General features: G+C 32.5%; 7 protein-coding genes. 6 read left to right on the top strand and 1 reads right to left on the bottom strand.

Annotated elements, in window-relative coordinates:
• Positions 1-11: 11 nt before the first annotated feature.
• The 4 genes from radA (at position 12) to FVE75_RS06745 (ending at position 10394) form a co-directional block, all read left to right on the top strand.
• Positions 12-1370: a DNA repair protein RadA gene (radA, locus tag FVE75_RS06760; RefSeq protein WP_147005804.1), complete on the top strand. Its 1359-nt coding sequence runs from the start codon at positions 12-14 to the stop codon at positions 1368-1370.
• A gap of 35 nt (positions 1371-1405) precedes the next feature.
• On the top strand, positions 1406-2479 hold the full coding sequence (disA, locus tag FVE75_RS06755) for a DNA integrity scanning diadenylate cyclase DisA (RefSeq protein WP_147005803.1): 1074 nt from the start codon (positions 1406-1408) through the stop codon (positions 2477-2479).
• Positions 2480-2538: 59 nt separating this feature from the next.
• Positions 2539-3447, top strand: coding sequence for a DUF1385 domain-containing protein (locus tag FVE75_RS06750; protein WP_147005802.1), 909 nt, complete (start codon positions 2539-2541; stop codon positions 3445-3447).
• 659 nt (positions 3448-4106) lie between these two features.
• Positions 4107-10394, top strand: a complete 6288-nt coding sequence (locus tag FVE75_RS06745) for an autotransporter-associated N-terminal domain-containing protein (RefSeq protein ID WP_147005801.1) — start codon at positions 4107-4109, stop codon at positions 10392-10394.
• Between the two features lie 634 nt (positions 10395-11028).
• Here FVE75_RS06745 and FVE75_RS06740 read toward each other — a convergent pair.
• Positions 11029-11451, bottom strand: a complete 423-nt coding sequence (locus tag FVE75_RS06740) for a pyridoxamine 5'-phosphate oxidase family protein (protein WP_147005800.1) — start codon at positions 11449-11451, stop codon at positions 11029-11031.
• Between the two features lie 337 nt (positions 11452-11788).
• Here FVE75_RS06740 and FVE75_RS11085 point away from each other — a divergent pair, with 337 nt between their 5' ends.
• Both FVE75_RS11085 and xseA read left to right on the top strand, forming a co-directional pair.
• Complete coding sequence (locus tag FVE75_RS11085) at positions 11789-12256, top strand: hypothetical protein (protein ID WP_197735181.1); 468 nt, start codon at positions 11789-11791, stop codon at positions 12254-12256.
• 255 nt (positions 12257-12511) lie between these two features.
• Complete coding sequence (xseA, locus tag FVE75_RS06730; RefSeq protein WP_147005799.1) at positions 12512-13852, top strand: exodeoxyribonuclease VII large subunit; 1341 nt, start codon at positions 12512-12514, stop codon at positions 13850-13852.
• Positions 13853-13863 lie beyond the last annotated feature (11 nt).

Here is a 13863-nt window from a genome sequence, read left to right as displayed (position 1 = left end):
GGGAACTCAAAATGGCTGTAAAAAAGGAGAAAACAAAATATATATGTTCAGAGTGTGGATATAATTCACTAAAATGGCTTGGAAAATGTCCTAACTGTGATTCGTGGGGAACATTCGAAGAGGAAATTGATATAAAAAGTACATTTAGGAATGTGGAATCAAAGGAAGTTTCGATAAGCAAGATAACAGAAATTGAAATAGAAAAGGAATTTCGGATGGTAACGCCTTTTGAGGAATTTGACAGAGTCCTGGGAGGCGGGCTGATAAAGGGAGAAGTTGTATTAATTACAGGAAGTCCAGGGATTGGAAAATCAACTTTTCTACTTCAATTATCGCAAGAATATGCAAAAATTGGAAATGTATTCTATGTTTCTGGAGAAGAATCACCACGACAGATAAAGCAGCGTGCAGAACGTGTCAATGTAAAAAGTGAAAATTTGTATATTTTGAATGACACAAATATTGAAAAAATTGAAAGTGTAATTTTGAAGGATAAGCCAAAAGTTGTTGTAATTGATTCGATTCAGACACTTTATTCAGAAAATGTTAATTCCATTCCTGGAAGTGTAACTCAAATTCGTGAAACAACTTTAAAAATCATTGAAATTGCTAAAAAAAATGAAATTGCATTTTATATTGTGGGACATGTTACAAAGGATGGGAAACTAGCGGGACCAAAACTATTGGAACATATGGTAGATGCAGTATTGCAGATTGAAGGGGAAGAAAACAATTACTACAGAATTATCCGTTCAATAAAGAATCGTTATGGATCTACAAATGAAATTTCAATTTTTGATATGAAAGAAAATGGAATTAGTGAAGTAAAAAATCCGTCTGAATTTTTTATAAGTGATAGAGATGAAAAAAATATTGGAAGTATTATTGTACCAATTTTTGAAGGAAGCCGTGTGTTCTTATTTGAAGTGCAGTCGTTGCTAGGAACTCCGAATTTTGGAATGCCACGAAGAACAGTAGAAGGATACGACAAAACTCGTGTAGAGATATTGAGTGCGGTGCTGTCACGTTCCTTGAAGGTAGATGTAAATTCAAAAGATATTTATATAAATATTCCAGGCGGAATTGACTTGAATGATAGAAGTTCTGATTTAGCAGTGGTTTTTTCGCTTTTATCCTCAGTAAAGGGAGTGCCGATAAGCCAGAAAATAGCGGCTATTGGTGAATTAGGTCTGAGAGGAGAGGTAAGAAAGGTTTCTTTTATTAAAAATAGAGTGAATGAACTAGAAAAGATGGGATTTTCAGGAGTGTATCTTCCAAAAAGCCATCAGGCAGACTTTGAGAAGGAGAAAACAAAAATAAAACTTAATTATATAAGTAACATAAGTGAACTTGTTGAGAGGGTAAGGTAAGCCAAACGGAGCAAAAAGGCGAAAGGATAATAAAGATGATAAAAAAGGCAGTTAATAAGAAGAAAATATTGGAGCATATATTTGATAGGGTAGCACCGGGAACAGCTTTAAGAGAAGCAATAGACAAAATTCAGGAAGCAAAGTTGGGAGCATTGATTGTACTGGGAAATCCTAGCGATCTGAAAGATGTGATGGGAGGTGGATTTGAGCTAAATACTGTATATTCGCCACAAAAAGTTTATGAACTGTCCAAAATGGATGGTGGGATTATTTTGTCAGAGGATATAAAAACAATTTATGGAGCAAATATTCAATTACAGCCAAATTATTCCATAGAAACAGATGAAAGCGGAACAAGACATCAGGCAGCACATAGAATCGCTCAACAAAAAGGAAATTTAGTTGTAGCAGTTTCTGAGAGAAGAAATAAAATAACAGTGTATTATGGTAAATTCAGATATTTGCTAAATGAAATTGGAGATTTGCTGACAAAATCTTCACAGGCAATAACGGCCCTTGAAAAATATTCCATTGCGATTGAAAAAAATCACGTGAACTTGTCAATTCTTGAGTTTGACAACATGGTAACACTTTATGATATTGTAGAATGTGTTAGAATGTATGGACTGCTTTTCAGAATGTCGGAAGAATTGATTGAATACATGGCAGAGCTTGGAAGTGAAGGACGGCTTATAAAAATTCAGTATGAAGAAATAATGTTAAATAAAAATGAAAGTTTTGATGCTCTTATAAAGGACTATAAAATAAGTGAGAAAACAGCAGAAAAAATTGGTTTAAGAGTGAAATCCTTAACGAAAGAGGAATTGCTGGATGATGAAAAAATCGTGTGTTTACTTGGATTTGATACAAATATTATAAATTTTGATGAAAAGATAGAGCCTCGTGGTTACGGACTTTTGAGCAATATAACAAAAATAAGCAAAAAGGATAGAGAAATTCTTGTAAAGGAATTTTCAAACGTTCATTCGATCTTGATGTCAACAGCCTCAGATATTGCGAAAATAAAAGGAGTTAGTAAATATAAGGCTGAACACATTAATAAATCACTAAAACGTATAAAAAATAGAACTGTAATTGACAGGGAATAAAATATTAATCGAAACTAAGAAGAATTATAAAAATAGAAAAATTAAGAAGGTAGGTAAAAATGAAAGATAAAAGAGTAACTGTTGGAGGGCAGGCTGTTGTGGAAGGGGTTATGATGAGAGGACCTAAAGCAATCGCAACTGCTGTTCGTAAGCAGGATGGAAGTATTGTTTATAAAAAAATAACACTTACTGAGAAAAATAATAAATGGTTAAAAGTGCCTTTTGTTAGGGGAGTTATAGCACTTTATGATGCAATGGTAGTTGGGACGAAAGAGCTTATTTTTGCATCAAATCAGGCTGGACTGGAAGAGGAGAAATTGACAGATAAACAAGTTGGATTTACTGTTTTGACCTCAGTTTTGATGGGAATTGCAGTGTTTATGTGGTTGCCATCTGCTATTGGAGGATTTTTCTTTAAAGATAATGTTTTGATGGCAAATATTGTTGAGGCTGTTATAAAGTTAATTCTTTTTTTAGGATATATCTATGGAATTTCATTTTTGAAGGATATACAGCGAGTTTTTGAATATCATGGAGCAGAACATAAAAGTATTATGAATTACGAAATGGAAAAGGAATTAACACCAAAAAATGCAAAAGAATGCACAAGATTTCATCCAAGATGTGGTACAAGCTTTCTTTTACTTGTAATGTTTATAAGTATTTTAGTATTTTCAACAGTTGATTTATTTTTTAAAGTTCCAACTGGACATTTTACGATGCTTCTTTATAAATTAGTGACAAGAATACTGTTTGTACCATTTGTTGCTGGACTTTCTTACGAAATACAGCGTTGGACAAGTTATCATTTGGATAATGTTTTTGCTAAAATGATAGCTGTTCCAGGAATGTGGCTACAAAAAATTACTACAAGCGAACCTGATGAAAGTCAATTGGAAGTTGCGATTGTAGCATTAAATGTGGCATTAGGAAATGAAGTTACGAATGCGACAGAAGTCTTTGAATAGATATTTGAAAATAAAATTTGTAAGCACTTTATGTAAAGTGCTTTTTTATTTATATAAAAATTAATAAAATAAGTAATTTCAAAAGATTATTTCAATGATTACTATCTTAAGTTTTAGAATATAAATTAGTAAATTAAAATACCAATAGAAATCAAATATAATTTTTAATTAACCTATGTAAAAATGAAAATTTTGGGTAAGTTTTAGAAAAACTTTTTATAAATCAGTTTAAATGTCTATTTTATTTGATTAATTTTTAATGATAATAAGTTTTTATATAAATAAAAAAGATGAAATTAAGTTGATTTTTAGAATTTGTTTGGTACAATGAAAATGTGATAAAAATTCAGTATACAAATGTATTGAAATTTTGAAAATTATTTGATGATATAAAAAATAAGTAAATTTGTTTTGAAAAATAAAAATCACTTAAAAATCACCTAATCATTTCTATATATTCTTTTTTTTGAGTTATTTTTTTATATAGTCAATGTGAAAATTTTCTTTAAAAATTTCTAATACAAAATAACTTTAAATTTAGATAAATTATAACTATTTTACTCAAGTTCTGTATTTTTAGTTTTTATTGTTTAATTTAATTTTAAAGTTTTTTGTAATTATCACAAAATTTTATATTCAGAGCAAAGGAGAAGAGTAAAATGACAAGTAATCTTAGAAAAATTTCGCAAGAATTACGTGCATTTGCGAAAAGAACAAAAGACTTTAAATATACAGAAGCTGCCTTGATTGTTTTTGCAATGACAGGACTAGTTTTCACAACAAATAATCTTTTTGCAACAAAAAAAGATTCCAGTATTCAGAATCAAGTTAGCCAAATAAACACATCAATAAATCAGATACGTACAGAATTTAAAAAAGCAAGAAAAGAAAATGATAAATTAGTTAAAAATACAAACTTAGAATTAATTCAATTAATGGAACAAGGAGACCATGTTGTTAAATCGCCTTGGAGCAGTTGGCAATACGGAATAAACTATTTCAATAATAATTGGAATGGAGTTTATAAAGGGCGTGGAGATAAAAAGGCGAAGTACCCTTATGAAGGAATATTTGAACGAAGCCTTGATGTCTATGAAAGATCAATTTCTCCAGATAGTAGCAACTATGGATTATTAGGAAGAAATAGAAGACCAAATTTCGCTTCAGGTTCAGCAGCAGGATATGGTATAGCAAGTTTCAAACCTGTAAAAGAGCCAATCATTCCATTTGAAGTGAATGCAAGCATCAGACCAAGAAATATTAACAAATCAGCAATTACAATAGCCGATAAAACAGCAGTTACACCTACATTACCAGAGGCAATTAGTTTTACACCGCCAAGTCCAGTTATTAGTGTGCCTGAATTGCCAACATTACCTGCTCCTCCAACATTTAATATAAAATTAGGTTCATTTTGTAATAACATAACAGGCTGTGTAGGTAATGGAGAACAAGGGGGACTTCATTCAGGAAATGCAAGATCATTTTCTAATGGTTCTATAACAAGCGGAAGTTTAGTAGTTGGACAACCTGGAGTTGTTCACTCTTGGGCAACTCCTGGACCTAGTGGTTATGGTTCGTTTGATTCTACACTATTAAAAATATATTTTGATGTAACAGGAGGTGGAACTGCTACATTAGACGCTGACTTAACAATTGATTCAATACGAGATTCATCAATTACAGATAGTAGATCGTGGAATTCACAGCCATTTTTGGTTGGTGGTTCGAGAATAGCGACATTAGATAATGCGCCTAATGGAGGAATAGTAAATAATGCTGTAGTTAACTTAGTTGGACCTTTAGTTACAGGGTTTGAAGCACAATCAGATACAATTGGAAGTGGTACAAGAGAGCTAAAAAATGCTAAAACTATAACAGATGAGGCTGAAAAAACAAGTACTGCATTAGATGCAGTTTTAGCTAAAGGATCTGAAATAGAACTTAATTTGCCTCCTTATGCTGGCGGCGGAAAAATCAAAGTAAAAAGAACTGCAGAAGGTTTTACAGGATATAAAGTTGGATTAATAATGACATATGAAAACGATGACACAAGAGCAGCTAGCCTATATAAATTGACAAATGATGGGACAATTAAATTTACAGGAGAAAAATCAATAGGAATACAAGTATATGCTCCTGGTTCAGCATCTAATGTTGAAGTTGCAAATAATGCAAATGGAACCATATCTGTAGGTGGAATTGAAAGTTATGGTATGAAATGGTCATCACGAGTTTCAAATAATAGTACAATGGAAAATACTGGAAATATTGAAGTTTCAGGTGATGGGACAACAACGCCTCCAGGTGGTACTCCAGTTATAGGAAATTCTTTATCTTCAGGAATTGCAGTTGTTGAAGACGGAGATAATCAAGGGGCAAATGCAATAAGAGCCTATACAGGAAAAGTAAAAAATAATGGAACAATTAAAGTATCAGGTGGTAAGGGTAACACTGGTATGGTATTGATTGTAAATGCCGCTGATGATATAACTAATGATACAAAAGGAACAATTACAGTCAGCAGTACAGAAAAAAGACAAAATATTGGTATGAGAGTAGATAAAGGAACAGTTTCAACAGATGCTCCTGGAACTCCTAAAGCAATAAATGATGGTACAATCAATCTGGATGGAAACTCATCAATAGGAATGGTTGGAACAAATGCTGACGTTGTAAATAATGCTAATAAAACAATAGGAACTACTAGCGGTAAGACAATTATTAATGGAATTGGTATGGCAACTAGTGGTGGAAAACTTGAAAATAATGGAACGATTGATTTACAAGGAACAGGAACTGCAACAAATATTGGTGTTTATTTGGAAAAAAACACAACAACTGGAACTAATCCATCTGGAACTCTTGGAGCAAATAGTACTGTTAAGGTAAAAGGAGACAACTCTACTGGTGTATTAGTTAAGAATGGAACATTAAATTATGGAGGAGATACAACTGTCGAAGGAAATGGAGTTACAGGATTAATCATAGGAGACAATACTGCTACGAATACTGCTGTTGTAACGGCCGCAAAGACAGGAACAGTTACTGTAAATAATGGAACTTCAACATCCGCTGGAATTTATTCGTATACACAAGGTAAAAGTACAGTTAAAAAAGGTTCTTATGGTATTGTTGTTGGGAAAAATTCAAAACTTGTAAGTAGTGGAACAAATAATGTTAATGTTGATGTAAATGTTACGGGAGCTGAATCCATAGGGCTATATTCTGGAGAAAATGCTGAGCTAGAAGTTGGTAATCATACAGTAAAAGCCTACGAAGGAGCAGTAAACTATGATGCTGAAAAAGGTTCTACATTGACATTGAAAGGAACAGGAACTGCAACTACAGGACAAAAATCATTGCTATTCTATACAGGATCAGACAATACAAACCAAGGAAAAGTCTTTATAAATGGAACTATGACGGCAACTATTGAAGGAGGAACTACTCCTAATACTAGAGGTAACGCTTTTCTTTATGTTGGAAATGGTGGAGACTTTGGAAAATCTCAAATTGAAAACTGGGCGAAGAATAACTTTGGAGATGGAACAAAGACAACTTTAAGCAATCTTACATTGAACATGAATCAAGGATCAAGACTATTTATTGCACAAAATGTTAAGATGGACTTATCTGATACGACTGGAAATACAGTTTCATCTGCTACAGGTGCACATATAAATGGAACTGACTACAAGACATTTATGCTATACTTGAGTAAATTAACAATTAATCAGGATGTAAATTTAGATGACACAACTGATGCATATAATCAGCTTGAAATATCAAATTCATCAATAACAAATGCAAACACTAAGACAATAACAGGAACAAAGGCTGACCAAGTTGCAATGGCTCAAGAAAATGACAGCAAGTTGTATGCAAGAAATGAAGTTACATTATCAAACGAGGGAACAATCAACTTGAGTGGAACAGGCTCTACAGGAATGTATGCCAAATTTGGAGAATTGCACAACAAAGCTACAGGAGTTATGACAATTGGTGATAAATCGACGGCTATTTATGGAATTGAGGATTCATTGATTGAGAATGCAGGAAAGATTACGATTGGTTCAAATTCGACAGGGCTGTATTCAGAAGGGGCTAAGACACAGACAATAGCAAATACAGGAACTATTGAATCAGCTGGAAATGATTCGGTTGCAATTTCATACAAGCCTGATGCGGCGCTTGCTTCAGGAACTGTACTTGAAAACACAGGTAAAATAACTATGACAGGTGACAGAAATACGGCAATTTATGCAACAGGGACACCTGGATACATAGCTAAGAACAGTGGAACTATCACATTGGGAGATTCTGCATCAATTACAAGCCCTAATGTGGCACTTTATACAGACCACAATACTGTAACATTGCAGAATGCAGGAACAATAGAGTCTGGAAACAATACAATTGGAATCTATGGACATAATGTAGACAATGCGGGAGACCTTAAGATAGGAAATGCGGCTGTTGGAATTTATTCGCAAAGCGGAAATGTAAACCTTAATGGAGGAACAATCACAACTGGAACAGATGAGGCTGTCGGAGTTTACACAGTAGGAAGCGGACAGACAGTAATAAATAATGGAACAGCGTTTAACATTGGAAACAACTCATTTGGGTTTGTAAACGTGGGAACAGGAAATACAATAATTTCAAGCATTGCAAACGTGGGGCTTGGAAACAACAATGTGTACCTTTACTCAAATGATGCGTCAGGTACAGTCACAAACTCTACGGCTATAACTTCTACTGGTGAACAAAATTACGGTATCTATTCAGCAGGAACTGTAACGAACAATGCAAACATTGATTTATCAAGCGGAAAAGGAAGCGTGGCAATATACAGTATAAAAGGCGGAACTGCAACAAATAATGCGACAATTACAGTGGGAGAATCAGATGTTGCAAATAACCTTTATTCAATAGGAATGGGTGCAGGATACTCTACAACTGACACAGGGAACATCGTAAACAGAGGAACAATCAATGTAAACGGAAAACATAGTATCGGAATGTATGCGAGCGGGGCAGGAAGTACGGCAACAAATGATGGAGATATTGTACTGAATGCAAGCAACACTACAGGAATCTATGTTGATAATGGAGCGACTGCAGTTAATAATAAATCAATTACGACTGGTTCAGGAAGCTATATGAATGCAGTAGGGGTATATCTTGGAAAAGACTCTAAGCTGATAAACAGTAATGGGGCAACAATTAACATAAATGCCAGAAACGGTGTAGGAGTTTACTTGAAAGGTGGAACGATAGCAAACTATGGAACTATTACAGTAAATGGAGCTTCCAAGACGAACAACAACGATATAGATGGAAATATAATATACCAGTTTACAACACCTGATACAGGAAAAGGTGTAGGAGGCGTATCGATTGACGCGCCAGCGGGAGCACAGTCAGCTACAATTACCTTGAATGGTGTTCCGCAAACGCCAGTAGTAGTAAATACAGCAGGAAGAAACCCTATAACAGTTTCAGCTTCAAGCATCGGTCTGTATGTAAACACTTCAGGAGTTGACTACACAAGATCGATAGAAGGGCTTCAAAACTTGACAAGCGAGGCTGACCTGATTATCGGTGCTGAAGCGACAAGCTCTACAGATAGCAAATATATCCTTGTAAATGACCCTAATATCATAAATCCATACAGACAGGCAATGCTAAGCAACCCTAACATCAAATGGAACGTATATTCTGGATCGATTGGATGGATAGCAACTCCGACACTTGACTCAGATGGAGTAATAACAAGCCTGTACATGGCTAAAATTCCATACACAGCATGGGCAGGAAGAGAAGAGTCTCCAGTAAACAGCACTGACACATTCAACTTTGCTGACGGATTGGAACAAAGATACGGTGTCAAGACTCTTGGAACAAGAGAACGTGAACTATTCCAAAAACTAAATGGAATTGGAAACAACGAGGAAGTGCTGCTGTATCAAGCATTTGATGAAATGATGGGACATCAGTATGGAAATGTTCAGCAAAGAATCAATGCGACAGGAAACTTGCTTGATAAAGAGTTCAAGTACCTGAAACATGACTGGAGAAATCCGTCTAAACAAAGCAACAAGATTAAAGTATTCGGCATAAGGGATGAATACAATACAGATACGGCAGGAATTATTGACTATACAAGCAATGGCTATGGAGTGGCTTATGTTCATGAAGATGAGAAAGTTAAGATGGGTAATTCTGATGGATGGTATGCAGGAGTTGTAACTAACAGATTCAAGTTCAAGGACATCGGTAGATCAAAAGAAAATCAGACATTATTTAAGGCTGGAATATTCAAGACAATGTCACCTAAGAAAGATTACAACGGAGCACTGCAGTGGACAATCGGAGGAGATGTATTTGCAGGTATTAACGATATGAAACGTAGATATCTTGTAGTGGATGACATATTTGAGGCGAAGTCTGACTATCATTCTTATGGAGCAGCTTTAAAAACAGATTTAGGATATGATATAAGATTAAGCGAAAGAACGCATTTCCGTCCTTATGGGGCATTGAAGATGGAATACGGAAGATTTAACAGCATCAAGGAAGACAGAGGGGAAATGAGACTAGAAGTAAAAGGAAACGATTACTTCTCTGTTAAGCCTGAAGTAGGAATGGAATTCAAATTTGTTCAGCCGCTAGCAGTAAGAACTAAGTTATCTGTAGGATTGACTGCAGCTTATGAGAATGAACTAGGAAAAGTTGGAGATGTAAACAACGAAGGAAGAGTTAGATATACTACAGCCAACTGGTTCGGAATCAGAGGAGAAAAAGACGATAGAAAAGGAAACGGTAAGTTTGACTTGAATATCGGAGTGGACAACACAAGATTCGGAGTAACAGTAAATGGAGGATATGACACTAAAGGTAAGAACGTAAGAGCAGGAATAGGATTCAGAGCTATTTACTAGAACGAAGATAAAATACAGAATAAAAAAGAGAGGACAGTAGAACTTAGGTTTTACTGTTCTTTTTTTCCTCATAGATTGTATAATATACTCGAATTTAAGATTGAACTGATAGAAATTATATAATTTAGGGTTTGAGTAAAATAGTCATAATTTTTGAGTTCTATTTTAAACTAGTTTTACTATAAATAATACTGAATTCCATTTAAGAAATGAAATTATTAGAAACTTTTTTTATAGGGGGATAAAACTAATATCGTCAAATAATTAAAATAGAAGTTTTAGGATTTGTGACAATAAGCAATCCTGCGAAAATAAAAAGAAAAAATATAGTAATATAAAAAAAGTAAAAAATAATTAAATTAAATGACTATGGATTAGCTATTAAACACCCCTATTATAAAATTCTTTTTTATTTTTAAGCGATAGTACAATATAAAAAATCATTAAATATATGAAGTGCAAAAATCAAGTTTTGAAATGAGTGAAGATTTTGATATAGGAAGAATAACTTATTATAAAAAAAGGGTATACTGAGTGATACCCTTTTAACTTATATTCAAATCGGTTTTTAGAAAACTAAATAAAATAGAAATTTGAAAAATAATCATAGATTTTAAACTTATTTTATGATTGATTATAAAATCTCAAATTCCTTAGTATTTTTAACATCAAGAGTAACAGTTGCTTTTGTAAAAGATACTTCATATAATGCCATAAAGTTTTCTCCTTCATCAATATTCTTTTTTACTTCTGGTATTTTTTCTATAAATTTGTTTTTTAAATCTTGAACAGTTTTTTGGCTTTTTCTTATAATTCCTTTAGCTTTAACGTGTTTTAGACCATCTATGGGGATTGTTGTAAAAGCTACTTTGTTATTTTGTTCAAATTCTACTGTTTTTTGACTATTCTTTAGTGTTAAAAAATATAAAATTTTCTCTTCAGGATTATAATAAAATCTTACAATTCTTACATTAGGCTGATTGCTGGAGTCTGAAGAAGCTATTGCCATATCAGTAGTTTTTTCCATGATTTCTAAAAAGTTATTTGTTATATCCATAATTTCCTCCTTAAATTTATATTTTAAATTATACTTCAAAATGGTATCAAAATATGATACTATTAAAATAAAAAAATTGGGAGAAAAATGAAAAAATCAGAACGGATTAATGATATGATGATGTATCTTAATAATAAAGAGACTTTTAATTTAAAAGATATTATGGAAAAATATAGTATTTCAAAAATACAGCTTTAAGAGACATAAGATCTCTTGAGGAAATTGGAATGCCAATTTATTCTTTTAGCGGGAGAAATGGAAGGTATAAAATTTTAAAAATAAATTGCTCTCTCCTGTCTTGTTCAATGTAAATGAAATATATGCGTTATACTTCACTATGCTTACGTTAAAAGGCTATAAAACAACACCTTTTCATTTAGATATTGAAAAATTGAAAGAAAAATTTAAAAGCTGTCTTCCACAAAATCAAATGGAAGAAATTAATAAAATGGAGGCAATATTAAATTTTGAAGTTTCAAAGCATCAAAAGGAAAGTCCGCTTTTAAAGAAAATTCTTGAAAATTCAATAGAAGAAAAAGTTTGTAAAATTTTGTATAAAGAAGAAAAGAAAGATAAATATTATTTTGTTCAGTTTTTCAAAATATCATCTGCTTACGGGCAATGGCTTGCTTCAGGATATGATTTTGAGGATAGGGAAATTAAAAATTTTCAATGTGATAAAATTATCCATTTGGCAGAAGATGATAAATTTGAACCAATTTCTTTTGAAAAGTTTGTTAATTTAAATTCAGATATGTATAAAATTCATGATTGCAATATGATAAATTTTGAGCTTAAAATATAGTTTAAGTAAAGAATTATAGTTTTGTAGTTATATATGTTGAGGTAGTTTTAAAATTGAGCTCAAAAGTTATGACTATTTTACTTAAACTTTAAATTTATATAATTTTAGTAGTTTAATTTAAAATAGATTTTAGGATATATTATAAAAATTTTAGAAATTATTTAAATTAATTGTATAAAAAAATTTCATCAGTTGAGAAAAGAGATGAAATATGTTATTATTAAAGAACAAAAAATGTAAGAAATGGGTGAAATTATGGAACAGACAGTATTTTCCGTAAGTGATATAAATAGGGAAGTTAAAATGTTTTTGGAGGGGACAAGTACTTTTAAGAACATTTTTATTGAAGGGGAGCTTTCTAATATTACATATTATCGTTCGGGACATTTGTATTTTACGTTAAAAGATGCAAGTGCAAGTGTGAAATGTGCTATTTTTCGTTATAAATATAGAGGAGTGCCTGAAGACTTAAAGGAAGGGGATTTAGTAAAAATTCGAGGTAGCGTTACGCTTTATGAAGCAAATGGAAGTTATCAGATTGTAGCAGATTTTCTTGAAAAAAGTAATTCTCTTGGGCTGCTTTATGAGAAAATGGAAATGCTTAAAAAGTTGTATTTTGAAAAGGGGTATTTTTCTGATGAAATAAAAAAACAGTTACCCAAATTACCTATAAATATCGGTGTTGTAACGGCTGATACAGGAGCAGCAATCAGAGATATTATAAATACAACGCATAAAAGATTTCCAAATGTGAATATTTACCTTTATCCAGCAAAAGTTCAGGGAGAAGGCTCAGCACGGGAAGTTTCGGCAGGGATTGAGTTTTTTAATAGAATGAATGAAGAGAAACAGCTTGAAATAGATACGCTTATTGTTGGACGTGGTGGAGGAAGCATTGAGGATTTGTGGGCATTTAATGAGGAAGCTGTGATAGAAGCCATTTATAAGTCTGAGATTCCTGTAATTTCAGCGGTAGGGCATGAAATTGACAATCTTCTTTCAGATTTAGTCGCTGATAAACGGGCAGCTACACCAACTCAGGCAGCAGAAATCTTGATTCCTGAAAAAGATAAATTAACAGATGAACTGGAAAGTAAAAAGAATCTTTTGAGTAAATTACTTTTAAATAAAGTTACAATGATGAAAAAAGAGCTGGAATACAGAAAAAATAATTATTATATAAAGAATTTTGCAAATATTCTGGATAATAAAAAATTTGACTTGATGGAAAAAGAACAGAAATTATCAAGAGAACTTAGAAGAATTGTACAAAAATCACGAGAACAGCTGGATTATCGAAAACAGAGATTTGACAGAATTAATTTGCAAAAAATAATTTTAAGTGAAAAAGAAAATTTAAAGAAAAAATCAGCCGAGCTTAATCAAATAATACTGGAATTTTTTGAAAATCGAAAAAAGGAACTCAAATATAAAAAGGCACAGCTTTCGAAATATTCAGTAAGTGATATTTTGAAACAAGGTTATACAATAACTCGAAAAAATGGGAAGATTGTTAAGAGAGGGATTGAGCTTAGCAAGGAAGATAAGCTGGAGATAGAGTTTTCAGATGTTAAGAAGAAAGTGGTTGTTAAGTAATTCAGAAATAT

This window comes from Leptotrichia hongkongensis, from assembly GCF_007990635.1.
GTDB classification, from domain to species: Bacteria; Fusobacteriota; Fusobacteriia; order Fusobacteriales; family Leptotrichiaceae; genus Leptotrichia; species Leptotrichia hongkongensis.
Note: the sequence above shows the minus strand (reverse complement) of the source record. Positions and strands in the feature narration are given on the sequence as shown.